The sequence below is a fragment of the Variovorax sp. Soil_C_33 genome, assembly GCF_057656935.1.
The window spans coordinates 242,467-267,761 of record NZ_JBDGJK010000004.1 but is presented as its reverse complement, the minus strand read 5'-3'; the positions used below and the strand labels follow the sequence as shown (position 1 = coordinate 267,761).

Genomic DNA, 25,295 nt, shown 5'->3' with positions numbered 1-25,295 from the left:
CGGCATCCGGCGGCTCGTCACAGGTGGATCTGCATGCTGGACAGGAGCATGAAAGCGGCCACCGTCGCCACCTTCGCGGCCGAGATCGCCTCGGTGCGGAGTTCCTTGGTCGAGATGTCGGCACCCAGCTTCTCGAACTTCAGGCCAAGGAAGGCGTTGGTGGAGCCGGTCATCTCGACCTTGACCGCATTGCCTTCCAGGTTCAGCAGGTTGTAGTTCAGGCCGCTCGCGTACGACTCCAGGATGACGCCGCCGATCCGGTCGAGGGACTTGTCGATCACCTTGGTGCCGCCGGGTGCGACGATCGTGAAGCCGCCGGCGGCGTTGAAGGTCATCGGCCCGCCGGACGACACGGTGATGGCGCCGCCCACCGACTGGGTGTAGCCGGCGCCGATCGATTGCGTCAGCGATGCACCGACCGTGTCGGTGCGCGATGCGGCGACGGTGATCGACTCGCTGGCACCTACCGTCTTGGTGTCGTCTGCGCCGATGGTGTGATCACGCGCCGCGCCGATCGTCACGGTCTCGCTGGCGCCGACGGATTCGGTACGGTTCGAACCGACGGTGATGTCCTCGTTGGCGCCCACGGTCTCGGTGCGGTTGGCGCCGATGTCGATCTTCTCGTCGACGCCGACCTTCTCGGTGCGGTTGTTCTTGATCTCGTTGGTCTCGTCGTTGTCCACCGTCTTCCTGCGGTCGTGGCCCACCCAATGCGTCTCGTCGTTCTCGACCTCGATGTCCTGGTTCTTCTCGGCATGCAGGAAGACCTGCTCCGAGCCTTTCTTGTCCTCGAAGCGCAGCTCGTTGCAATTGGCCGCGCTGCCCTTGGGCGTGGAGCGCGTGCGGAAGCCGCTCTGCGTGTGCGAGTCGAAGGGCTTGGGCTGGTCGTCGTTGTACACGCGCCCGACGATGATCGGCCGGTCCGGGTCGCCGTTCAGGAAGTCGACGATCACCTCCTGCCCGATGCGCGGAATGAAGTAGCCGCCCCAGCCCTTGCCGGCCCAAGGCTGCGACACGCGCACCCAGCAGGTGGACTTCTCGTTGCTCTCGTCGTAGCGGTCCCAGTGGAAATGCACCTTCACGCGGCCGAAGTCGTCGGCGTGGATCTCCTCGCCCTGGGGGCCGACCACGATCGCGCTCTGCGGGCCGGGCATGGTCACGCGCGGCGTCAGCCGCGGCGGGCGGAACAGGGTTTCGGCCGGCAGCACGGTGAGCAGGAAGACGCCGTTGCCGCGCACCGGTTGATGCAGCTCCGGCGCGCCGCGCGCGATGTCCTGCAGCGCCTCGATCCAGTGGGCGTTGATCGGGTCCTCGCGCAGCAGCTCGAGCAGCACCTGGCCCTGCCGGTCGACCCGGCTGTCGTTCTCGCTCATGCCCTCGTAGCCCGGATGCGTCACGACGAAGGCGCAGCTCGCGATCAGGTAGTCGCCGTCGGCCCCGCCCGCCGGGTGGCCCTTGAAGCTGAAGTTCATGCCGGCGGCCACGTCGGGCCAGCGCGTGATCGCCCAGTTCAGGCGGCGGCGCGCCACCAGTTCCTCGGTGCGCACCTTGGAGGCGTCTTCGGTATCGGCTTCGCGAAAGTAGCCGCCGGGAAATTCGAAGCTTTCGAAATCGGCCAGCTCGTGGACGTCGGGGTCGCCCTTGTCGGCGCTGAGCTTCTTGCGGATGGCCTTGAAGTCGCTGTCGCGCGAGGCGAAGTTTCCGGTGTCGAGACGCCTCGAATCCACCCACAGGCTGATCTCGTTGAAGCGCGCCTCGCTGGCACCCGGAGCCACGTAGTTCAGCGTGTCGACGACCGGCAGCTTCTTGTGCGCCACGTCGCTCGCGTCGGCAAGATGCATGGTGCCGGGCGCGTCGTGCGCGTCGAACCAGTAGTAGACGCCCTCGTCCTCGAGCAGCCGCGAGAGGTACTGGTAGTCGCTCTCCTGGTGCTGCACGCTGTACCGCCGCGCATCGTGCGTGCCGATGACCTTGTCGGTCTTGATCTTCTTGAAGCGCTTGATCGGGCTGTCCTCGAACACGGCGTCGAGCAGGTCCAGTACCGGCTTGTCCTGCAGGATGCGCGAGTTGCTGCGCTTGGTAAGCAGCCAGAACCACGAGCGCAGCGTGAAGCGGTATTCGAAGTAGCGCCCCACGCTTCCCTTGCGCATGAAGCGCACCGCATGCCCCTGGCAATGGCGCTCGTGCTTGGCGCCGTCGGCATCGAGGAACTCGAACACCACGTCGAAGGCACGGCCGAGAATGTCCTTGGCGTCGATCTTCTCGTTCGCCGACAGCACGGTCAACTCGTAGATCGCCGGACGCGACAGGCTTTCCTGGCCCACCACGCTCCAGAACATCAGGTCGTCGTTGACGGGCGAATCGCTCTTGATGATGAATTGCGTATCGGCCATGTTTTTTCTTTCCGGGTGCTTTTCTAGGACGAACGGGAGGCCGCCGCTTCGCAGGCTTGCGCCGACACGATCCAGCCGTCGACCGGCTTGCCGCCTTCGATGCGCAGGTGCGCGGCCGCCACCGCGCCGACGGCCAGTCCCGCATCCGCGAGCACTTCGCGCAGGTAGCCTTCGCGATGGCTGTAGCGGCCGTGGTGGTTCAGACGGAAGCCGCCCTCTGCGGGCGCATCGAGCGCCTCGACGGTGAACACCAGCCATCCGCCCGGCCGCAGCGCCCGGGCCGTGGCCTTCGCCACCGCGCGCAGGTCGCCGAAGTAGCACAGCGTGTCGGCAGAGATGACGAGGTCGTAGGAGGCCGGCGCCGCGCTTTCGATGAAGGCCGTGAGTTCGGCCTTGGCCAGCGCGTCGTAGACCTGCCGCAGCCGGGCCCTGGCCAGCATCCGCTCCGAGAGATCGACGCCTTCCAGGCGTCGAGCGTAGGGCGCGAGCAGCGGGCCGCACAGCCCGGTGCCGCAGCCGGCGTCGAGCACGGCGAGCTCGCCCTGCGGCTCGCCCAGCAGTCCGGCCACGGTCTGCGCGATCAGCTCCGGCGCGCGGTAGTGCAGGTGCGCCAGCTTGGCGTCGAAGCTGTCGGCAAAGCCGTCGAACACCTTCTCCACGTAGTCGTCGGCAGCGCGCGCCGGCACGCCTTCGCCCGAGCAGGCCGCGAGATGATGGCGCGCCGCCGGGTTGCCGGGTTCGTCCTTCAGCCAGTCGCGGTACACCTGCGCCGCCTCCTCGAAACGCCCGAGCGTGTAGTAGGCCAGCCCGAGCGCTTCGCGCGCCGGCGCATGGCCGGGCTTCAGCAGCAAGGCCTCGCAGAAGCAGCGCATCGATTCCTCTTCGCGTCCCACGCTGTTGAGCAGGCGGCCGAGATTGGTGTGGGCCTCGACGTTCTTCGGATTCAGCTCGATGGCGCGCCGGTAGGCGCTCTCCGCTTCTTCGCTGCGGCCCTGCTCGCGCCGCAGCACGCCGAGGTTGTTGTGGATGTCGGCGCGCGCAGGCGCCAGGCGCACGGCCTCTTCGTAGGCATCGGCGGCAGCGTCGACCTGGCCGGTTTCAAGCAGCACATTGCCGAGGTTGTTGTGCCAGTCGGGCACCGCGGCATTCAGCGCGATCGAGCGGCGGATCAGTTCGAGCGCCTCTTCGCTGCCACCGCGCTGGTGCCGCAGCACGCCCCTGAAGTGCACCGCATCGGCGCTGTCCGGAGCCGCCTCCAGGATGCGTGCGTAGAGCTCATCTGCATCGTCGAGGCGATTGGCCCGGTGCATCGCGATCGCGAGCGCCAGCGCCTCATCGAGGCGCAGATGGGTGGCGGGCTCGTAGCCTGCGGGGATCGTCATGCGGCTCACGGTGTGCTTCTGTTCTCCCAGGAATGCGTCAGGGCAGCGAGAGGTTCTTCAAGCCCTGATAGTCCAGGGCCTGATCGGCTGCGATCGACATCGCCGCATAGGCGAAGCTGTCGGCATTGGTCAGCATATGGTCCGGGGTCTGAAAGTCGTAGTTCGCGTCGTGGCAGTACTTGACGTCGAGCGTGTAGCAGAAGGTGTGCGTGGCCTCGTGGATGATGATTCGCGCCATCTCTTCCGGCGAATAGCTCTTGGCCAAGTCGAAGGCCACGTGAATGGGTCCGGAGGACGATCCTCCCAGCGTCTTCAGCACGCCATCCCGCTTCTGGACATAGCCTTCGATGTTCGTGGAGACCACGTGCGTTTTCGCGCTGCCCACAGGCGCCGCCTGCTTCCAGCCGGCGTCCAATGCATCGATGTCGAAATCGCCGACGATCGTGCGATGCCCGGCATCCACATCCAGCAGATAGACCCCGGTGCTGAGATGAAAAGACACCGACAGCATCACCTTGCGGACCTTGCCGAGAAATCTTCTGCGGTTCTTGCTGTTGACCAGCTTGTTGTTCGCGCGCGTGCTGGCGTAGCCGGCGTCGCGATTCAGGCAGAAGTGCTTGTCGAGGATCGCGCTCATCACCTGCGACTCGTCGCGATGGAAGAGCACGATCTTGTCGACCTCCCAGACGGTCGAGCGCATGACCCGGCCCGCCATGCCGACCGACTTGCGCAGGAAGCGCCTGGTCGCATCGTCCGGCGGCCGGGCCGAGTGGTACTTGAGAACCAGGTTCGGGGCGATGATCTCCCGCGTGTCCAGGTGCTTGGGTTGGGCCTTGGTCGGCATGAGTTGCTCCAATCGTGAGAGGTGCCGGGCTCTTGTCGGCGTCAGTCGAAGGTGTAGCCAAAATTGCCTTCCCGCACGCCCACTTGCACCCTCTCGATCGCCTTGCCTTCCATCATCCGGTTCAGGAACTCGCGGCTGACGTCGGGCAGCATGGTGTTGGTGAGGATCGCGTCGATCATCCGGCCGCCCGATTCGCTCTCGGTGCAGCGGCTGACCACTAGCTTGACGACCTCGTCCGAGTAGTCGAAGGGGATCTGATAGCGCGCCTCGACCCGCTTCTTGATGCGCTTCAGCTGCAGCTCGACGATCTTGCCCAGCATCTCGTCGGACAGCGGGTAGTACGGGATGGTGACCAGCCGGCCCAGCAGCGCGGGCGGGAAGATCTTCAACAGCGGATCGCGCAGCGCCTTGGCCATGCCCTCGGGCTCGGGCATCAGTTCCGGGTCCTTGCACATGCTGGCGATCAGGTCGGTGCCGGCGTTGGTAGTGAGCAGGATCAGCGTGTTCTTGAAGTCGATGCTGCGGCCTTCGCCGTCTTCCATGAAGCCCTTGTCGAAGACCTGGAAGAACAGTTCGTGCACATCGGGATGGGCCTTCTCCACCTCGTCCAGCAGCACCACGCTGTAGGGCCTGCGGCGCACGGCCTCGGTGAGCACGCCGCCTTCGCCGTAGCCGACATAGCCGGGCGGCGCGCCCTTGAGCGAGCTCACGGTGTGCGCCTCCTGGTACTCGCTCATGTTGATGACGATCATGTTCTGCTCGCCGCCGTACAGCGCCTCGGCCAGCGCGATCGCGGTCTCGGTCTTGCCCACGCCGGAGGTGCCCGCCAGCATGAACACGCCGATCGGCTTGCTCGGGTTGTCCAGCCCCGCACGCGAAGTCTGGATGCGCTTGGCGATCATCTCCATCGCATGGTCCTGGCCGATCACGCGCTGGCCCAGCAGCTTCGGCAGGTTGAGCACGGTCTCGATCTCGTTGCGCTGCATGCGACCGACCGGGATGCCGGTCCAGTCGGCCACCACCGAGGACACGGCTTGCGCATCGACCGAAGGCAGGATCAGCGGCGACTCGCCCTGCACGCTGCTGATCTTGGTTTGCAGTTCGTGGAGTTCGGCGAGCAATGCGGCGCGGTCTCCATCTTCTGGTGTCGCCGCATCCACCGGCTTGTTGCCGGCGCGCAGCTTGCCGCGCAGTTCGAGCAGCCGGTCGATCAGGCCCTTCTCCTCCTTCCAGCGCGCATTCAGCTTCTCCAGCTCGGTATTGGATTCGGCGAGCAGCGCCTGCACCTGCGCGGAGCGCTTGCTCACGTCGATGCCGATCGCCTCCTCGCGTCCGATGATCTCGCTCTCGACCGTGAGCGCCTCGATGCGGCGCTGGCAGTCTTCCACCTCGGGCGGCATGGCGTGCTGCGACACCGCGACGCGCGCGCAAGCGGTGTCGAGCAGGCTCACGGCCTTGTCGGGCAGCTGCCGCGCGGGGATGTAGCGGTGCGACAGCTTCACTGCCGCCTCGATGGCCTCGTCGAGCAGCTGCACGCGGTGGTGCTTTTCGAGCACGCTGGCCACGCCGCGCAGCATCAGGATCGCCTTGGTCTCGTCGGGCTCGGGCACCTGCACCACCTGGAAGCGCCGCGTCAGCGCCGGGTCCTTCTCGATGTACTTCTTGTACTCGGCCCAGGTGGTGGCGCCGATGGTGCGCAGGTTGCCGCGCGCCAAGGCGGGCTTCAGCAGGTTGGCCGCGTCGCCGGTGCCGGCCGCGCCGCCCGCGCCCACCAGCGTGTGGATCTCGTCGATGAACAGGATGATCGGCGTTGGCGAGGCCTGCACCTCGTCGATCACCTGCCGCAGGCGTTGCTCGAACTCGCCTTTCATGCTGGCGCCGGCCTGCAAGAGGCCGATGTCGAGCGTAAGCAGCTTCACGTCCTTGAGCTGCGGCGGCACGTCGCCGCGCGCCAGGCGCTGCGCGAAGCCTTCCACCACCGCCGTCTTGCCGACGCCCGCCTCACCCGTCAGCAGCGGGTTGTTCTGGCGGCGCCGCATCAGGATGTCGACGATCTGGCGGATTTCCTCGTCCCGCCCGGTCACCGGATCCATCTCTCCCTTCTTCGCCTTCTCCGTGAGGTCGACAGCAAACTTCTTCAGCGCATCGCCCTTGCCCATGGCGGCCGGCGCCATCGCGCCGCTCTCTTCGCCGGGGGCGCCGCTTCCCATGCCGGTGCCGTCCTGCGCGCGCATCTTCGATTCGGGCGAGGCATCGCAGATCCTGGCGAAGTTGTCGGCCAGGTCCTCGACCTTGACCTTGTCGAACTGCTTCGACAGACCGAGCAGCGGATTGCGCAGGCTCGGCGTCTTCAGCATGCCGACCAGCAGGTAGCCGGTGCGGACCTGCGCCTCGCCGAACTGGAGCGTGGCGTAGGTCCAGGCGCGCTCGATCGCGTTCTCGATGTGCGGCGAGAAATCGCTGATCGCGGTGGCGCCGCGCGGCAGGCGGTCGAGCGCGGCCGTCATGTCCTTGGCGATGACGGAAATGTCCAGCTGGTAGTGCTGGATCACGCGGTGCAGGTCGGAGTCCTGCGCCTGCAGCAGCTGGGCGAACCAGTGCTCCAGTTCCACGTACGGGTTCCCGCGCATCTTGCAGAACACCGTGGCGCCCTCGATCGCCTTGTAGGCCAGCGAATTGAGCTTGCCGAACAAGGCAGTGCGGCTGATTTCACTCATGAGCTTCTCCGTGTGTGCATGACGAACAACCCTCGTGTTTATTGAAGAGCGGCATGCGAAAGAACGGCATCGCCGTCGATGCGGACATCGGGCGCATCGCGCTTGCGCTTGCACTCGCCGAGCCACGAAGCCCAGCCCAGGCGCGGCGCGTTGCCCTTCCGCTCGCCGAGGCGCGTGGGCGGCACCTGCTGCTTTTCAAGAATCAGCTCGGCATCCCAGTACAGCTCGTCGCCCAAGAGCTGCTGCATCCAGCGCTGCAGCGCGGGCCGTGCCGAACTGTTCGGCAGGAACATGCGATAGCGCTCGAAGCCGAGTGGCCCGAGATGCAGCCGCACGCGGTGCTGGCGATCCCAGGCGCGCCGGCCGAGCATCGCGCCCATGCCCAGCGAACGCGAAGCCTCGCCGCGGCCCAGGCGGGTGAGCTCTTCGGGCGGCAGCGTCATCCAGTGCCCGACCCAGCGCTCGAGCCGCACCGGCACGCCGAAGTAGCTTTGCAGCACCGCCTCCACGCCCTCGGCGTTGTGCACGCGGCGCGCGAGCCAGCCCGAGAAGTGCAACCGCGCGTCGTCGTGGATCTCGTCGCGCTCCTGTCGCGCGGCGGTGCCGATGCCGACCAGCGCACCCACCTGGCGGCGGAAAGCGTCGTCCTTCGGCCGGTCCAGTCCGACCGCCGGCCTGGCCTGCGCCCAGGCGCGGTAGAAGAACAGGCTGAAGCGGTGCGCGAAGCTGTCGAGGAAGGCGAGCCAGGTCGGATCGCCATGGTTGATCGTGCGCTCGCGGATGAAGTCGCTCAGGTGCACCGGCAGCGGGCCGTTGGGCCCGAGGTAGCCGAAGAAATGCTGGCGCAGCCGCGGCGGCGAGTGCGCGCCGGCCGGCTCGAAGCTGCTGAAGCTCGCCGGCGCGAAGGACAGCGATGGCTCCTGCCCCACGCGCACCGGCTCGGCGCCGGGCAGCAGCGCGCGGCCCCAGCGCGGCGACGGCGCGGCCAGCGCCTCGAGCCGCCGCATGAGCGCGAAGTAGTCGTAGGCCCAGGGCTGGTCCGCGCACGCGTGCAGGCGCTCGGCCACGCTCTCGGGCCGCGCCGCCGGCACCGCTACAGGATCGGGCGTGCCCCGCACAGCGGCCTCCATCGCATGATCTCGCCCTTGCCCGAGGCGGTGAGCACGGTCTCGACGAAGTGGTTGACCTCCACGTGGCGCGCCAGGTAGCGCGCCATGACGGCGCCGAACAGGAAGGCGCTGTGGCCGTGGAAGGCATTGCGGTCGACCTCGAGCGTGACTTCGAGCCCGCGGCCGAAGGCGATCGGCCCGGCCAGCGGCAGCCGGCGCGCCACCGGCCTGGCGCGCACCGACAGCAGCCCGCGCACCTGGCTCTGGCGCACCTCGTCGGCATGCGTCGCATAGAGCATCAGCATCTCGCGCAGCGCCGCGGCGCCCTCCTCGCGCGAGCTTTCGGCGAGCGACAGGTAGTTGAGCGCCAGGTGGTCGACCACGCGCCAGCCCAAGCCCTGGCCCACCACCGGCGAGACCGGCCGCGAGGGGCCGCGCACCATGCGTATGCGCTGCACCGGAGACGAATCGATGCAGTCGAAGTCGCTCTCTCGGCCCAGCGGCATCAGGAGCGGCAGGTCGCGGTTGGTCACCAGCGCAGTCACGGCCAGTTGCCTCAGCGCGCCGGAATAAGGCGCCTGCTGCGGATCGACGATCTGCATGTAGAGCTCGGAGCCGATGTGGCTGCTGCGATGCCCCTCGGTGCGCTGCTTGACCGAGAGCATGCGCGGCTCGCGCGTGGTGGTGAAGTAGGCCGGATGGCTGTGGCGGCTGCCGTGGAAGGCCGCGTAGAAGGGCAGGAAGGGCTGCTCCAGCGCCGCGCCGGTGGTGCCGGGGTTGCCGTGGCCGACCACCTCGGTCACAGTGTGCACCTCGAAGTCCTGCGGGCGCGTGCGGTCGGGCACCAGGTGGAACTGGCTCACGCCCTCGGTCACGGCCACGCGGTCGAGCCGCTTGCCGAAGAGGTTGACGACCGGCACGCAATGCAGCTGCACGTTGTCGGCGCTCACCAGTTTCTCGAGCGCCGCATCGCCGCGCGAGAACAGCACCACGATCTCCACCTCGGTCACCGCCATCGACGCGAGCACGCGCTGCAAGCCGGTGATGCGCGCGAACTGGAAGCGCTGCGGAAAGGCGAAGTACTCCTGCACCAGCCGATGGCCGGAGAAGCCGGTCGCGGTGACGGGCAGGAGCGCCTCGTCGTCCTCGAAGCCCGCGGGCTGCACCGCGCTCGCGGGCAGGTGGCGCACCGCGCTGCCGGCCGCGCCCGTGGCCGCGCCGCCGGCGGCCAGCGGCTGCACCATCACGCCGATGGGTTTGCCGAGCATGCACTCGTGCAGCTGCCAGGCGACGTCTTCGGCGCCGCCGAAGTGGATCAGCAGTTCGTCGAGCGGGATCTGGTCGAACTTGAGGCCGGCGGTGGCGCGCAGCGCGATGCGCAGGCCGCCGCGGATCTCGCGCGACTGCGCATGCTGGGCGAGCGGCAGGTCGGGCGCGTAGCTGAAGTACTGTGCCCGCAGCACTTCGATTGGCCAGAGGCGCAAGGCCCGCGCGGTGCGGAACTCGCAGTGCGTGTTCTGCCCGACGGCCTGGCGCGCGCGCAGCCCGCTGCCGCGCGGCAGCGTGGGCCCGGTCGCGAGATTGGCATCGTCGGGGTCGACCGCCATCGACACCACGGCCATCGATGGCGTGGGCGCCATGAAATGCGGATAGACGATGTCGAGCAGATGCCCGGTGAAGCGCGGGTACTCGGCATCGAGCTTCAAGGCGACGCGCGCCGACAGGAAGGCGGTGGCCTCGATCAGCCGTTCGACATAGGGGTCGGCGACCTCCTGGCCCTCGATGCCCAACCGGTTCGCGATCTTCGGGAAGGCGCGCGCGAACTCCGCCGAGCTCTCGCGGAAGTAGCGCAGTTCCTGTTCGTACAGGGTCAGCAGGCGCGGGTCCATTTGCGTCAGATCCGGACGCCGCCGGGCCGCCCCAAGGCGGCCGGGCCTCCCCCACGGGGGGTGGAGTTACACGAGCGGAGCTCGTGAAAAGCCGGGGGGCTCATGTCTCCTCGATCTCGATACGACCTTCTTCGAGGTCGATCCGGCTGCGCATCAAGAACTCCAGCGGCACAGGCTGGGCCCAGAGCATGCCGCGGATCCGAAGGCCGATGCGGTTGTGGGAATCAAGTGCCGAGCCTTCCATGACGAGTTCAACTTCGAGTGTGCGAGGCAGGATGCGGGGCTCGAACTGCAGGATGGCGTTCTTCAGAGCCTGTTCCATGCTGACACGCTGAACGGAGGACGTGAACTGGCCGGACAGCATAGGCAATCCGTAGTTGAGCACCGAGCGCGCAGCATTCGGAAAACGCTTGTCGTCGAAGGCGAGGCCGTGGCCCGTGGCATTGAAGAGCCAGCTCAGGTCGCGCAGCACGGCCTGGCGCAGCGCCTGCCGGGTCAGCGTGCGCTTGTCGTCGCTCTCGCGCTGCTCGCCGGGCGCATGGTCGACCAGGCGATCGAGCAGCGAGGGCTGCAGGCGTTCCTGCGCGGTGAGCTCAGGCATCGCCGGTCGAGAACAGGATCTCGCGCACGTCCATCAGCGCATGCTCGGCGCCATCGCTGCCGCTCAGCATGCGCTGGCCGAGCCCGGCCCAGACCTCGGGCTGCAGCTCGCGCCACTCGGTCTTGCGCGCGAGCTGCAGTGCGCCGTCGCCGCTCTTCTCGGTGCCTTCGTAGCGCACGGGCACCAGCGCCAGCGTCTCGCCGCCGTTCTCGAACTGCAGGTGCGCCGGCAGCCACACGCAGTCGCGCAGGTCTTCGGGCGGATCGAGCTTGACGTGCGCCAGCCGCGCATAGGGGATCCAGTAGTAGCGGCCGTTCACGAAGGCTTCGAGCACCGGGCCCAGGCGCATGTCGGCGTCGGCGAGCCATTCGAAGGGCTGGCCGTCGAGCGTGCCCGCGGTGGCAGGCGCGGCATCGAAGGCGCGCTGGCGCAGGTCTTCGGCCATCGTCGCGTCGCCCGCGCCCTGGCGCAGCAGCGATTCGATCAGGAGCGCCAGCCACTCGTCGGGCTGGCCGAAGACCATCGGTGTGCGCGTGCCGGCGAACACGTCGGCGCGCAGGCCCTCGCAGCGCACGGCCTCGCCGTAGACCTGCTTCATCGGAATGGCCATCGCATCGAGCTCGGCCGCGACGTTGAGCTGGTTGAGCGCGCGCTCCCACTGGCCGAGCACGCACAGCAGCTGGGCCAGGAAGACGCGCAGCTTGCTGTCGGCGGGCTTGGCGCGCACCTCGTCGGTCAGGGCCTTGAGCGCCGCCGCGGGGTCGGCGGATTGGAGATATTCGGCAGAGTTGGTCATGTCCGGCCTCACTTCTTGATGGTGCAAGTTCTGACGGCGCCGCGCAGGCCCGTCTCGCTCTGCGGCGCGGAGCGGATCTCGAGCCCCTGGTATTCGATCTGGATGATTTCGCGCGGCCGCGCCGACCTGGCGGCGGTGAGCATCGTGTGGTTCAGCAGGCGCGCCTGGGTCAGCTCCAGCTCCAGGTGCGGCTGGAGGTCTTTGGAGGTATCGCCGCCGGCCTTGTAGACCGAGATCACCACCTTCAGGTCGCTCACCTGGTCGCGCAGCAGGCTCGCGATCGAAGCGCTCGCGGCATCGCAATCGCGAACGACGAAGACCGCGGCGGCGCGCAGCTGCCCCTTGGTGGAACCCGGCGGCGAGAACACGTCCAACTGGTAGCGGAAGCCCCCGACCTCCAGGCGCGGCTTTCCGTCCGCGAAAGGGCGCGCCGAATCGCCTTCGATCGCCTTGCCCTTGGATTCGAGCAGCATCCAGTAGTCGTCGCCCGCCTCTTCGGAGACCAGGTCGAGCAGGCGCAGGCCCTCGTCCGGGTCCACCGAGCCATCAGAAGTCCAGCCCATGTCGATCTCCTAGAAAAAAACCACCGCGGCAAAGAGCTGCCGCTCCTTCAGTGCATTGAACAGTCCACGCACGCGCAGATCGGCCAGCGCCGGATCGACGCCCGCGCCGAACAGGCGCGGCGCGCTGTGCGGCACGGCCGGCGTCGCCAGCACGAAGAGGCGCGCACCCGCGCCCGCCAGCCACGGCAGCTCGAAGTGCTTGGCCGCCGGCAGCTCGCGCGTGCCGCGTTCGAAACGGTTGCTCGCGCCCGCAGCGTCGGGGTACACCGGCCGCAGGGCGCCTTCCGCGTCGATGCCGACGATCACCATGTCGAGCGAGCTCCCGCCGGTGTTGCGAACGTGGAGCACGAGGCGCTCGCCCGCGAGCAGCGGGTTCGGCGTGGCGCCGCGCGCGAGGGGCTCGCTGCGCAGCATGCGGTCGGCGCGCCAGGTTTCCAGCGCGGCCTCGAAGCCGTCGAGGCGCGCGCCGCCGGCCAGCCGGTTCAGTTCGCCGAGCCACTTGAGACGCGCCAGGCCCTGCAGCCGATCGCGCAAGGCCGCAGGGTCGGCCGCGACGCCGCTCGTGCCCGCGCCGAGCGCAGGCGAGAGCAGCTCCAGCCGATGGCCGGCAGCGCCGAGATCGGTCCAGCGCAGATCGGCTTCGCTCGCGTCCTCGCCCGCGCGTGCCAGGCGTATGGAGGCGGGGTAGTCGAAGCTCAGTCCCGCGGGCAGGGGCCTGTCGGCGCGCACGCGCAGCGCGAAGGCGGCCGGCTCGGCCAGCGGCGTCACGCTCCACAGCGCGCTGCCCGGTACATCGCGCAGCGCGGCCGGCACCAGCAGCTGCGCGCTGCCGAGTTCGAGCTGCGCGAGCGCGGCGGGGGCGCTACGCCGGGTGCCGTCTTCCAGGGTCGCGAGCACGCGCAGTTCCTGCCGCGGCACCAAGCCGTCGAGCTGGCCGGCCTGGATCGCGAGGCTTGCGCCGCTGCGCTGGGCACGCCACGCCGGCCGCGTGGCGAGCGGCTGCGCGCCGTTGGCGAACAGCGGCGCATCGAGATTGCCCTCGGCCACCGGCGAGGGCAGCTCGCGTTGCGGAAAGCGCGCCTCGAGTTCGGCGATCACCGGCTGGTAGAGCGCGAGCACGCCGTCGAAGAGTTCGCGCCAGGTTGCGGGCCGGCGCTGCAGCGCCTCGGCCACGGCCCAGGTGAGCAAGCCCTGGGGCTGCGCATCGCGGCTCCTGCGCGGCAGCCTCAGCTCGGGCGTGACCTGGTGGCTTTCGGATGCGAAGAAGGCCACGTAGCGCGCCCGCGGCACGGCTGGCGACGCGGGCGCGGGGGGCATGGCGGCGCCGGCAGCGCCCTGCGCCAGCAAGTCGGCGCGGATGCCGCGAAAGCGCACTTCGTCGTCCGGCGGACCCGCAACGACCTCGGCGCCCGCGGGCGCACGGCCGCGCGTCATCGAAGCGGCCGAGCAGGTGTCGAACACCGACCAGACGAACACGTTGCGCGCCAGGAAGGCCTGGACCCAGCCGTCGATATCCACGTCGCGCAGGCCGCCCGGCAAGGCGCCGCTGCCGCCCACCGCGCCGCGCACATCGCGCGCGAGGAAGTTCTCGGCCAGGCCGTCCGGCTCCTGGTAGCGCTTGCCGGCGTCGCGCCAGCGCGTGCCGTGGCCCGAGAAATACAGCAGCACGAAGTCGCCGCTTTGCGACTGCTCGAGCAACCGGGCCAGCGCCTCGTGGATGCGCTGCGCCTCGGGCAGCGCGGCGCCGCTCACGCCATCGGCCAGCACCGCGATGTCGACGGCCGCAAAGCCCTGCTTCAGCAAGGCCTGGCGCATCAGCACCACGTCGTTGCGCGGCGCCTGCAGCCACAGCGACGCAGGCTGGTTGACCAGTTCCGACACGCCTACCAGCAAGGCGCGCTGCGCCGCACCCGCGCAGGCGGCTGCGGCCAGCATGGCCAACAGCAGCACGACGCGCAGGGGGCGCATCGTCACGGCGGCCCCACCGATTCGACCAGCGGCGAACCCGCCAGCACGGCGCGGCCCTGCGCCGCATCGGCCAGGAAACGCAGGCGCCAGCGGCCCTCGGCATCCGGTCCGTCCACCAGCTCGGCACCGGCCGAGCGCAGCAGCGCGTTCGCATCGTCCATGCGGACGCCGGCCTTCCAGCGCAGGCTCAGCTCGGCCGGCGCGGCGGAAGTGACCGGGCCCTGCACCGAACGGAACCGGACTGAGTCGTCTTCGGCGCCGGGCCGCAGCAGGGTCGCGTTCTGCACCACGAGCACCAGCGCCAGCAGCGCCAGCGCGGGCCGCACCACGCGGTCGGCGCCGAACCAAGCCTTCACGCGCGGCCACCAGCCCTGCGCAGCCGGCGCCGCGACCGACAGGCTGCTCGGCTTCGGCGTGACCTGCAGCGGCGTGGCGAGACGCGCCGCGGCTTCGAGGTAGAGGCTCTGGTAATCGGCGCGCGGATCGCCCACGCCCAGCGGCGTGCCAGAGAGCACGGAGAACACGCCGCCGGCCGTGCGCAGCGCGATGCGGCCGGGCTCGGGCTCGATCGCCAGCGGCTGCTGCACGGCCCATTCGTCGTGCACCGCGCGGATCGCGGCCAGCCGCGTGGCCGAGACCTCGCCGAGCACGCGGGCGCAGAGCTGCGGCGTCTGTTCGAGCGTGAGCACGTTCCAGGTCTGGATCAGCCCGAACATGGGCTCGAAGGGTTCGTCGCCGGGCTCGAGCAGCACGTCGTAGGCGCTGGCCCAGTCGGCCTCGCCGGCGGCCATCCAGCCGCGCCACAGCGTGTCGTGCAGGCACTTGTCGAGCATCACGCCGAGCAGCCGGCCTTCGTGCAGCACGCTCACCAGGCGGCCCGGCGCCCAGCGGGCCGGAAAGGCGCGCTGCGCCACGGCCTCGCGGCGGCGGGCGAGCTCGGTCATGGGCAGCAGCAGGGTCTGGTCGGACTGGCGCGCCGGGATCGCGGCCGGCTCGGCCAGCGTGGCAGCGCCCTCGCCCGCAGCGGCAAGATCGCCACCGCGCCCGAGGGTGCCGCGGATAAGGCTGAGCGGGGGCCAGAGGTCGATGGGCATGGTGTTCCTGAAAGTCCTACGTCTTCAGGCGTAAGACGCTTCAGCGCCCAGGATTTTGAAAACCTGCAGGATCGTGCCCATGTTGCCGGCCTCGATCGCGATGCCCAGGGTCTGCGAGATCCACTGGCCCAGGGTGGTGCGCGCATAGTCGGCCGGCAGGCCTTCGCGCTTGTGCACCAGGCCGAGCCGGCCGGCGCGGTAGTGGTAGGAGGCGATGGCATGGCGCGAGGCCACGCCCGACAGGCCGCCCGCCGCCTCGCGGCCGAAGCCTTCGCACAAGAGGATGCGTTCGGGCTCGGGCAGCCCCGCGATGAAGGCGCGTGCCGCCGCGTGCACCGAGGGCGCGCTGAGGCCGTGCTCGGCCAGCTCGTCCTGCGCGTTGTCGGCCGCGCCGACGTGGGCCTCGAGCTGGCTCTCGGTGATCTGGTCGCCGATCGAGAGCTTGCGGCGGAACGCGCTCGCGCGCGTGCAGTCGATCAGGTAGCGCCGGAAGTAGGCGCACAGCGCGAAGGCGCTCGAGGGCGCGCTGCGGCTCGCGGCCTCGCTGCGCGCGGCATCATCCGCTTCGTCCGGATCGGCATCGAGCCGCAGCACCTTGACGTAGATGAACTGCGCCACCAGCTCCTGCCGGCCTTCGCCGAGCACGCGCAGCTCGGGCGGGTTGCAGCTGCGCAGCGCGTCGCCGACCATGCGATACATCTCGCCCATCTCGTCGGGGGACAGCGTCTGCCTGCGCCGCCAGAGGCGGACGAGTTCGACGCTTTGCTCCGATGAGAGAGTCTCCTGCATGGCTTCAGTCGTCGACGCAGGCGCCCTCTTCGGGGACGAGGCATTGCGGCAAGTCCGCACCGACCGCAGCCCCACGCGTGCGGATGGTCGAGGTCGCGGCCGCCGCAACCGCGAGCCCGCGCGGCAGCAGGATCCAGAGCTGGCCGCGCTCCTTCATGCGTCGGGCCTGGGTCGCGGCCTGCTGGCCGTTGCCGAAGAAATAGTCGGCCCGCACCGCGCCGCGGATCGCGCCGCCGGTGTCCTGCGCGATGGTGAGGCGCTGCATCGGCGTGCCGGTGCCCGGCGCACGCGTGGAGACGAAGACCGGATAGCCCAGCGGCGTGCTGCGCGGATCGACCGCGATCGAGCGGCCGGCCGACAGCGGCACGCCGAAGGCGCCGACCGGCCCGCCGCCGGTGCTCGGCGACTCCTTGAAGAACACGTAGCTCGGGTCCTTGATGCCGGTGCCGATCACCGGCCCGGCCACGCGCCGCCCCGGCACCACGACCGCGCCGCTGTTGACCGGGCGCGCAAGCGTGAAGCCGCGCGTGCGGATCACCGAGGTGTCGTTGCCGTCTTCCTCGTCGTCGCCGTCGTCGAGCTCGAGCTCGATCGCGCCGCCGCGCACCTTGACCGGACTGCGCGCCTTGCCCGACGAGGACTGCGCCAGCGTCGGCCGGAAGGGCTGGCCGTTCTGCTCGGCATAGGCGACGCGGATCACGTCGCCGTTGGGCAGGCGGATGCGGCCCGATCCCTGGATCTGCATCTCGTAGAGCGCGGTGGCGCTGTTCACGAAGGCCAGCACGCGGGCGTTGGGCGCGCCCTTGGTCTCGATCTCCTCGCGCGTGTAGTAAGGCAGGAGGCGCTTGCCCTCGATGCGCAGGCGCACCTTACGGTCCAGCGTGTCGCGCGTGATGGCCGAGAGGTCGAGCGCATAGAGGCCGGGCGCGCCCATGTCGCGCGTGCTGAGCCCGCTCTGCACCACCACGTTGCGGCCTTCGACGCGCGCCGCCACCGTGCCGCTGCCGGCCGGCAGCTTGCGCGCGTCGGCGAACAGCATGTCCTCGGGCTGTCCGTACACCGGGTAGATGAAGGGCGGCGCGTACTGCCGGCTGCCGGTGATCTCGGGCTCGAAATAGCCGGTGACCACGCCGTCGGGCCGGCGGTCGTCGTCGCGGATCTGGTAGGCCGAGAACTCGCGCTCGAAGAAGCCGCGGATGGCCGGGTTGCTCTTGTCGTCGACCGCGCGGGCGCGCTCGCAGACCTGCCGCCACTCGGTGCCGCGGCCGGTCAGCACCCTGCAGCTGCCGAGGAAGGCAGGCCAGCTTTCGGCGAAATCGTCGCGGCCCCAGCCCGGCACCGCGTCGAAACCGACCGAGGTGTAAGTGGCGAGCTGGGTCGAGAAGGTGCGCGACTGGCCGGCCACGCTGGCGCCGGCAGCATCGGGGCGCGGGGCCGGGGCCGGCACGGATGCGGCCGGTGTCGGCGCGGGTGCCGCGGGCGCGACGACCGAGGCGCTGGCCGAGGCCGGCGCCGGTGTCGCTGCGGAACCGGTGGCGCCCGGCCCCGGCATCGTGCCGCAGGCCGCGAGCGCAGCCATGGCGACGGCGGCGGCACCCCAGAGGGCGGATGAAGCGAAGATCGGCGAAGAGGGCTGGTTCATGAAGAACTCCTGGTCTGGGGGCGGGGCCTGGCAGGCCGCTGCCCCACAGACGATTACTTCTCGGTGATTCTGAAAAACGCCGTGCCATAGACGTCGTTGCACGGTGTGTTGGGCGCGCACGCCGGCTTGCCCGCCAGCGGCGGCGGCCCGCTGCCGCGCGCGGCCTCGAGCGCGGCCAGCACGGGCAGAGGGAACTGCGGGAACACGCCGTCGTTCTGGATGCCCGAGGCGCTGAAGTCGCGCTCGTGCTCGCTGACCAGCACCGCGAACTGGTTGATGCCGGCCGGCCCGCCGGCGTCCATCGGCCACGAGGCGCGCGGCAGCGAGAGCGATGCGCCGGCAGCGATCTTGTTGTGCTTGTCGAGCAGGTTCGGGAACAGCAGGAACATCTCGCCGCCGCTGGACAGCAGGTAGACGTAGACGAAGCCTTCGCGCTTGCTGCGCACCTCGAAGCCGAGCCGGTCCTTGCCGATCGCGACCTCGGCCTTGCGCGGGCTGGCCGTCACTTCGAACCCGGGCGCGGCGCCCTCGGCCAGCGACTGCAGCGACTCGGCCGGCGTGCGCGGCTTGGCCGGCGGCGGGGGCGGTGGTGGCGGAGGCGCCGGTGCCTGGGCCACTTCGGCGGGTGGCGGGGGAGCGGCACTCACCGGCGTCGTGTCGGCGCCGGACTTGCCCTGGAACCACCACCATCCGCCCGCGGCGGCAAGGACCGCCGCCGAAGCCGCGGCGGCGATGGCCGCGCCCTTGCCCTTGGGAGCCGGCGCGGGTGCGGGCGCGGCAGGACTTGCGCCGGCAGCACGCCCACCCGCCGCAGCGGACGAAGGCGCGGGCGGACGGATCACCGTCCGGTCGCCATCCAGGCCCAGCGCTGCGCGCAACGCCTCCATCGACTGCGGCCGCGATTCGGGCCGCACGCCCAGGCCGGCATCGATGGCCGCGAGCAGCCCGGGGCTGTAGCGCTGCAGCAGCGCCTCGTTGCCCGCCAGCGGCACATAGCTGTCGGCCAGGAGGCGCGCGACCGAGGGCGGCGGCGCGCGGCCGCTGACGGCCACGTGCATCACGGCCGCGAGCGCATAGACATCGGTCCACGCGCCCTGCGACATGTCGGGCATCTCGGCGTACTGCTCGATCGGCGCGTAGCCGGGCTTGAGGATGACGGTGATGGCCTGCGTCTTGTCGGTGATCACGCGCCGCGCGGCGCCGAAGTCCAGCACCACCGGCCGGCCCGAGCCTTCGAGCAGGATGATGTTGTCGGGCGCGATGTCGCGGTGGTAGCAGTGGGCGTGGTGCATCACCGCGAGCGCCTGCGTCACGCCGTCCATGATGCGCATCAGCCAGGCTTCGTCGACACCGCCGGGCATGGTGGCCAGCGCCTGGCGCAGCGTGTCGCCGCGGTAGAAGGGCATCACCATGTAGGTGGTGCCGCGCTCCTGCCAGAAACGGTAGACCTTGAGCAGCGAGGGATGGTCGAACTGGGCCAGCAAGCGTGCCTCGTTGATGAAGCTGCGCATGCCGAGCTCGAAGGTCTCGCGGTGCCGCTCCGAAAGCGGCACCACCGTGCCGTCCAGCTGGCGCGTCGAGAGCGAGGTCGGCAGGTATTCCTTGATCGCGACCACGCGTTCGAGCGTCGGGTCCCAGGCTTCGTAGACCACGCCGAAGCCGCCCTGCCCGACGATGCGCGTGACCTCGAACTCGGCGAGCCGGCTGCCCACCGGCAGCAGTCCGGCTTCGGCATTGCTCGGCGCCTTCTCGGCGCGCGTGATGCCGGCCACGGTCGGCATCTCGCTCGAAGGCGGCGCGGTGCCGCCGGAGATGAGGGTCGCGCCTTCGTCCGGCGTGGGCGCAGCAGGCCGGCCGGTGACGACCTGCGTGCGGTCGTCGCCCTCTTGCGGCGGCGTGCCTGGCGGCCGGTCGTCGTCGGGACTCACGCTGTATCCTCCTGCGCCGCCGCATCGGGCCCGAAGCCGAACAGCGCATCGAACTGGTCGTCCTGCGGCAGGCCCTTGCTGGTCATGCCGGGGCCTCTTTCGGCCACCGGGTCGGTGAACCACAGCGAGTGGCGCGTCACGGGCAGCGCCAGCGGCGGCCCATCGCCCTCGCCCGCTTCGGCCGCAAAGCCCGCAAACAATTCCTGCAGACGCGCATCGAAGCGCTGCGCATCGAGATCGCGCTCCAGCCCTTCGAGTGCGGCCTGCGCGGCCAGCGTCCACCAGTGCTGCGTGCGCGCCAGCACCGCGCCATGGAGCTCGGGGCGCGAGGACACCAGCTCGGCTGCGATCGTGAAGGGGAAGTAGCGCCCCACGCCGTCGACCGAGGGCATCATCACGCCGAGCCAGCCGCCGGCGCCGATCACGCCTTCGCCCAGCACGAAGCACCACAGCGGCGCCTGGAGATAGCGATCGGTCCAGTCGTCGCGACGCGCGCGCAACCGCGCCAGCCCTTGCTGCAGCCAGCGGTCCCAGGCGCTGCGAAAGGGCTCGGGCAGCCGGCGGTTCGCAAAGTCGCCCATGCCGGGCAGCTTGCCGAACCAGCCCGGCGCCATGTTCGAAGCGGCATTCTGTTGCGACGTCACAGCCCCTCCGGACATGCGAACTCGCGCAGCTCGCGCAAGCGGATCGGATGCTGCACGCTATTGGTCGTGACCTCGAAGCGGGTCTTGCGCGCGCCGATCTGGAAGGTGATGAAGAACTTCTCGGGCGCGTCGCCGGCTTCGAGCTGGCCGTCGTCGAGCACGCGGAACAGGGCCCAGGGCCCGTCGACCGCCATGCCCGAGCTGCCGCTGGTCGAGGGCGGGCTGACCTGCACGCGCACCTGGTTGCTGCCCTTGGGGCCGGGCCACTGCACCGCCATCGGCACCACCGGGCCGTGCGCGTACTTCACGAGCTGGCCGTCGACGTCGAGGATGAACTGCGTGATGCCGGCATCCATCTCGACCGGCTTGAAGTCCAGCCGCATCGAGGGCCCGCGGCCGCCGGCGCGGAAGAAGATGTCCTTGATGCGCGCCGCGCGCTCGAACTGCGCGATCGCCTGCGCCGTGATCGCGCCCTGCTCCGCCACCGGCTTGTAGCGCCAGGGCCGCGTGCTGGTGTCGACCAGCGTGGCCAGCCGCTTCTGGAAGAACTCGTCCATCAGGCCGCCGGGGCCGAACATCTGGCCGAAGTCCTCGGGCAGCACGTCGCGCTTGCTGCTCTGGACGAAGGGATAGCGCCCGGCGATCGCGCGGGTGCAGAACTCGGTCACCGGACGCAGGTCCTGGCTCAGGCTGCCGCGCTCGGCGACGCGCGCCTGCGTGGCACCGGCCTGGCTCAGGTTCTCGACCATCGTGCGCACCGGTTCCGGCAGGCGCCCGGCATCGGACTTGAGCTTGCCGGCCACGTCGCCGGGCGGCGGCGAGCTGCGGCTCTTGACCGCCGTGTCGACCGCGGTGAGGTAGACGTAGACCTCGTTGAAGAGCTTGAGCGCGTCGTCGATCGGCGCCGGCCCGTTGGGCGTGGGCGAAGTGACAAGGCGGCGCAGCGGCTCGAAGCGGTCATCGACGATGCTCTCGATGCGCTTGCCGACGGGCAATTGCTTGTCGGGCTCGTTGCCGAACAGGTTCTCGAGGTTGCGGCGCGTGTTGCGCACGGTGTCGGCGGCCTTGCTCACCGCATCCTTGCCGGCCTCGGCCGGCGTCAGCGTGGTCTCCTTGACCACCGCGCGCAGGAAGTTGGAAAGCGGCGAACCCGTGCCCGACAGGATGCGCGCGGTCTCGATGTTCTTCTCCAGGCCGGTGGCGCGCACCAGGCGCACGTCGGACAGCAGCGCCTCCCAGACCTTGACGTATTCCTCGAGGTAGAGCCGGCGCACGCGGTCGGTCAGCGCGCCGAGCGCGGCGGCGTCGCGCAGGCGGTCGGCCGTGCCGCGCTCCTGGCCCAGCACCCACGGGTCCTCGTTGGCGAGCAGGCCGGTGAGCACCGTGACCTCGTTCTGGAAGCGCTTGTGGTAGCCGTCGTAGGTGAACATGCCCGGCACGCCGTCGGCCAGGGGCTTGCCGCTGATGCGCTCGAACACCAGCGGGCCCGCGGGGCCGGCGGCCGTCGCCACGCTGAACGGCGGGATGTCCTTGCCCAGGCGTTGGCGCTTCAGGCGGCTGAACACGCGCTGCTCCAGCGGATAGCTAGCGAGCACGGCGCGCACGTTGCGCACCAGGTTCTCGTCCATCTTGAGCGGCGAGCGCGGCGGGCCCTGGGCGATCAGCACGTCGAGCTGGTCCTCCAGCAGCTTGCGCTGTTCTTCGGGAATGCCGCGATCGAGGCTGCGCGCCCAGTCGAGCGTGATCCAGGCCTTGAGCGCATCGGCGTCGAAGCGCTCGGGCTGGTGCAGCATCAGGTAGGTCTTGAGCGCCTCGTAGCTGAATTCGAGGTTGTCCTTCTGCGCGGTGCGCAGCTGGTCCTCGATGCGCTTGGCGAGCTGCGGCAGGAAGGCCTCGTTGAGCGCGCGCTGGTGCGCCAGCATCGCGGCGGCATCGAGCTTGTCGCCCTGGTAGAGGCCGAGCGTCATCGACAGCGGCTCCTCGCCTTCGCGGTTCTCGGGCGTCTTCCAGATGTTGCGCAGGGCCTGCAGCACCGGCGCCACCTCGACCAGGTTCGACACGCGCGCGGGCAGCGCCGCCAGCGTCTGCTTCGCCGGCTCGACCCTCGCCTCGACCGCCTTCAGGTAGTTCATGTTCTGCCAGGTGCTGTAGCCCCAGGCGGCGAGCAAGGCGACGGTGACCAGCGTCATCGCGCCCACGCCGGCTAGGCGCAGCGTGTTGCGGCGGCGTTCGAGCTTGACGTCGGCGCCCGCGAGGCGCTGCTCGGGGAACACCACGTCGCGCAGCAGCGAGGTGAGGAAGTAGCTGCGCCCGCTGCTCTTCTGCGGCGGGAGCATGGCGCGCTCGAGCCCGAAGCTGCGCGCGAGGCTGCCCATCACGCGGTCGATCGGGCTGCCTTCCTGCGTGCCGCTGGTGAAGTAGACGCCGCGCACCCATGGCGGCTGCGCGAAGCGCGAGCCGGTGAAGACCTGGTCGAGCAGGTCGGACAGGAGCGGCCCGATGGAGCCGAACTGCGCCGGAAAGCCGAAGATCGCGGCGCGGCGCGTGCCGTCGGTTTCGCGCTGCATACGCTGGATCAGGGCGTCGTTGACGCGATCGTGCAGCAGGCCGAACTCGCGCTGGAAGGCGGTGGCGAGCCCCTTCTCGTCGACCTGCGCGCCCTCCTCGGCCGGCAGCGTGAAGCCGAAGACCTGGGCGCGCTGCTCCTTGCCGAGGTCGGCGAAGTATTCGCTGAAGCCGTAGAGCAGGTCGCTCTTGGTCACCAGCACGTAGACCGGCAGCCGGGTCGTGAGCTTGGCGTCGAGCTCCAGCAAGCGCGCGCGGATCGAGGCCGCGAGCGTGCTGCGCGCCTCGGCGCCCTGGCTCAGCAGGTCGGCCACGCTGACGGTGAGGAACACGCCGTTGAGCGGGCGCCGCGGCCGCACCTTCTTCAACAGGCCGAGGAAGCCTTCCCATGCGCTCTTGTCTTCGGTCTGGTGGCTGTCCTGCGTGGTGTAGCGGCCGGCGGTGTCGATCAGCACCGCGTCGTCGGTGAACCACCAGTCGCAGTTGCGCGTGCCGCCGACGCCGCGGATCGCGCCGGGGCCGAACTTGTCGGCGAGAGGGAACGAGAGGCCGGAGTTGATCAGCGCCGTGGTCTTGCCCGCGCCCGGCGCGCCGATGAACACGTACCACGGCAGGTCGTAGAGGTAGCTGCCGCCCGAGAGCGAGAGCCAGTCGCGCCACCCCGGCTTCTTGCCGGCCGCGTGCAGGCGCATCTGCTTCAAGGTGGCCACGGCCTCGGTGAAGCGCGTGTTGAGCACCTTCTGCTCGCCGTCGTCGGCGGCCGCCGCGGGCTGCGCGGCCGGCGCCTTCATGAGGCCGTCGGTGAGATGCCGGCTGGCCTTGCGCGTGCGCCAGCGGCGGTACACGGCGCGCAGCACCACCAGCAGCACGATGGCGCCGATCAGCACGGCACGCGCGAGCTCGCTCTCGAGCGGGGCCAAGGCGCCGATCTTGATCAGCGGGCCGATCCACCAGATCAAGAGCGCGACGACGACCAGCGCCAGCGCGGTCAACAGCAGGGGATGGAAGAGCCATCCGAAGAGCTTTTTCATCGCTTCGCTCCCGCGAGCTCGGCGGCCACCTGGTCCGGCGGACTGAGCAGCACGATGTCGACGCGGCGGTTGCGCGCGCGGTTGGCCGGCGTGTCGTTGGCCGCGACCGGCTCGGCATCGGCCTTGCCGTCGGAACGCATGCGCGCCGGTTCGACGTAGTTGGAGAGCGCGCCCTTCACCGCATCGGCGCGCGCGGCCGAGAGATGCCAGTTGGACGGATAGCGCATCGAGCGGATCGGCTGGTTGTCGGAATGGCCGGTGATCAGCACCTCGCCCTTGACCTCGGCCAACGCCTCGCCGACGCGCTTCAACACGGGCAGCGATTGCGCCATCGGGTCCGCGCTGCCGGAGCCGAAGAAGCTGTCGCCGCGCAGCCGCACGGTGCTGCGGTCGGCCTCGTCGGTGACGGTGACCAGGCCCTGCTTGATCTCGGGCTCGAGGAACTTCGCGAGCCGCGGCGACTTCGCCAGGATGGCGGGCGGCGCGATCTGCAGGTGGGGCACGCGCAGGCTGGACACGGCCGCGTAGGTGGTGTCGGAGCGGTGGTTGAGCGTGAGCCGCAGGCCGAACCACGCGAGCGCGAGCAACAACGCGAAGCCGGCCGCGAACACCCACATCGGCAACGACTCGCGCAGGCGCGCCGAGCCCGTGCCCTGCCCGCGCCAATGCGGCGAGAGCTCGGGCTCGACCGGCGGGCGGTCCTTGGCGATGAGGTCGGCCAGGCGCTGGCGCACCGTGTCGAGCTGCGCTTTGCCGTTCTCTATCACGCGGTAGCGGCCTTCGAAGCCGAGCGCGAGCACGCTGTAGATCAGCTCCAGCAGCTGGCGGTGCGTGGGCACGTCCTGCGCGAGCTTGGCCAGCAGCTGGAAGATCTTCTCGCCGCCCCAGGTCTCGTTGTGGAACTGCACCAGCAGGCTCTGCTTGTTCCAGCCGCCCTGCACGCCCCAGGGCGTGTTGGCCACCGCCTCGTCGAGCGAAGTGCAGAGGATGTAGCGCGCGGCCAGCACCGTTTCGTTGGAGATGCCGGCGCGGCGTGCAGCGGCGTCGAACTGGTTCACCGCATCGGCCGTCGACGCCCGTAGCGCCGGCACATTGGGCGGCTGCACGATGTTGCGCAGCTTGCCTATCAAGACCAGGAGCTTGGCCGCGGCCGACACCAGCGGATTGAGCAGGCCCAGCTCGCCGATCTCGGCGGGCAGCGGATCGGCACCGCCGATCGAGGTGGGCGGCACGGCCGGCGTGCTGCTCCCAGGGCCGCGCGGCTTGGGCTTGATGACCGTGCGCTCCGACTCGAAGGCGGCGAAGGGGTCCGGGGTGGTCATGGTGGTGCTCCGGCTATT

At 69.9% G+C, this 25,295-nt stretch carries 17 protein-coding genes; all 17 read right to left on the bottom strand.

The genetic code is table 11. The annotated features are described in order from the left end of the window. Positions 1-17: 17 nt before the first annotated feature. On the bottom strand, positions 18-2,393 hold the full coding sequence (locus AC3A6B_RS08950) for a type VI secretion system Vgr family protein (RefSeq protein ID WP_487836363.1): 2,376 nt from the start codon (positions 2,391-2,393) through the stop codon (positions 18-20). 23 nt (positions 2,394-2,416) lie between these two features. Further along, positions 2,417-3,775, bottom strand: coding sequence for a tetratricopeptide repeat protein (locus tag AC3A6B_RS08945; protein ID WP_487836362.1), 1,359 nt, complete (start codon positions 3,773-3,775; stop codon positions 2,417-2,419). A 37-nt stretch (positions 3,776-3,812) separates the two neighbouring features. Continuing rightward, positions 3,813-4,619 carry a hypothetical protein gene (locus tag AC3A6B_RS08940; RefSeq protein WP_487836361.1) on the bottom strand — a complete coding sequence of 269 codons (807 nt, stop codon included), beginning with the start codon at positions 4,617-4,619 and terminating at the stop codon, positions 3,813-3,815. A 41-nt stretch (positions 4,620-4,660) separates the two neighbouring features. After that, on the bottom strand, positions 4,661-7,336 hold the full coding sequence (tssH, locus tag AC3A6B_RS08935; RefSeq protein ID WP_487836360.1) for a type VI secretion system ATPase TssH: 2,676 nt from the start codon (positions 7,334-7,336) through the stop codon (positions 4,661-4,663). Positions 7,337-7,374: 38 nt separating this feature from the next. After that, entirely contained in the window at positions 7,375-8,466 is a 1,092-nt protein-coding gene (gene tssG, locus AC3A6B_RS08930; RefSeq protein ID WP_487836359.1) for a type VI secretion system baseplate subunit TssG, read from the bottom strand. Beyond that, positions 8,430-10,334, bottom strand: a complete 1,905-nt coding sequence (gene tssF, locus AC3A6B_RS08925; protein ID WP_487836358.1) for a type VI secretion system baseplate subunit TssF — start codon at positions 10,332-10,334, stop codon at positions 8,430-8,432. The genes tssG and tssF overlap by 37 nt, the downstream gene beginning before the upstream one ends. A 100-nt stretch (positions 10,335-10,434) precedes the next feature. After that, on the bottom strand, positions 10,435-10,935 hold the full coding sequence (gene tssE / locus AC3A6B_RS08920) for a type VI secretion system baseplate subunit TssE (protein WP_487836357.1): 501 nt from the start codon (positions 10,933-10,935) through the stop codon (positions 10,435-10,437). Next, positions 10,928-11,731 (bottom strand): type VI secretion system accessory protein TagJ, encoded by an 804-nt coding sequence (locus AC3A6B_RS08915; protein WP_487836356.1) that lies wholly within the window; start codon positions 11,729-11,731, stop codon positions 10,928-10,930. The genes tssE and AC3A6B_RS08915 overlap by 8 nt, the downstream gene beginning before the upstream one ends. An 8-nt stretch (positions 11,732-11,739) precedes the next feature. Further along, positions 11,740-12,294, bottom strand: a complete 555-nt coding sequence (locus tag AC3A6B_RS08910) for a hypothetical protein (protein ID WP_487836355.1) — start codon at positions 12,292-12,294, stop codon at positions 11,740-11,742. A gap of 9 nt (positions 12,295-12,303) precedes the next feature. Next, the gene (locus tag AC3A6B_RS08905; RefSeq protein WP_487836432.1) at positions 12,304-14,262 is read right to left on the bottom strand and encodes a caspase family protein; all 1,959 of its coding nucleotides are present in this window, start codon (positions 14,260-14,262) and stop codon (positions 12,304-12,306) included. 2 nt (positions 14,263-14,264) lie between these two features. Further along, complete coding sequence (locus AC3A6B_RS08900) at positions 14,265-15,356, bottom strand: hypothetical protein (RefSeq protein ID WP_487836354.1); 1,092 nt, start codon at positions 15,354-15,356, stop codon at positions 14,265-14,267. Between the two features lie 24 nt (positions 15,357-15,380). Beyond that, positions 15,381-16,145, bottom strand: a complete 765-nt coding sequence (locus AC3A6B_RS08895) for a hypothetical protein (protein ID WP_487836353.1) — start codon at positions 16,143-16,145, stop codon at positions 15,381-15,383. 4 nt (positions 16,146-16,149) lie between these two features. Next, a complete protein-coding gene (mltA, locus tag AC3A6B_RS08890; protein ID WP_487836352.1) occupies positions 16,150-17,787 on the bottom strand; it encodes a murein transglycosylase A in 1,638 nt (545 codons plus the stop codon). A 53-nt stretch (positions 17,788-17,840) separates the two neighbouring features. After that, a complete protein-coding gene (locus AC3A6B_RS08885; protein WP_487836351.1) occupies positions 17,841-19,715 on the bottom strand; it encodes a serine/threonine-protein kinase in 1,875 nt (624 codons plus the stop codon). After that, positions 19,712-20,359 carry a type VI secretion system-associated protein TagF gene (tagF, locus tag AC3A6B_RS08880; protein ID WP_487836350.1) on the bottom strand — a complete coding sequence of 216 codons (648 nt, stop codon included), beginning with the start codon at positions 20,357-20,359 and terminating at the stop codon, positions 19,712-19,714. Before tagF ends, AC3A6B_RS08885 begins: the two co-directional genes overlap by 4 nt. Continuing rightward, entirely contained in the window at positions 20,356-23,955 is a 3,600-nt protein-coding gene (tssM, locus tag AC3A6B_RS08875; protein WP_487836349.1) for a type VI secretion system membrane subunit TssM, read from the bottom strand. Before tssM ends, tagF begins: the two co-directional genes overlap by 4 nt. Continuing rightward, positions 23,952-25,277, bottom strand: coding sequence for a DotU family type VI secretion system protein (locus AC3A6B_RS08870; RefSeq protein WP_487836348.1), 1,326 nt, complete (start codon positions 25,275-25,277; stop codon positions 23,952-23,954). The genes tssM and AC3A6B_RS08870 overlap by 4 nt, the downstream gene beginning before the upstream one ends. Positions 25,278-25,295: the final 18 nt, after the last annotated feature.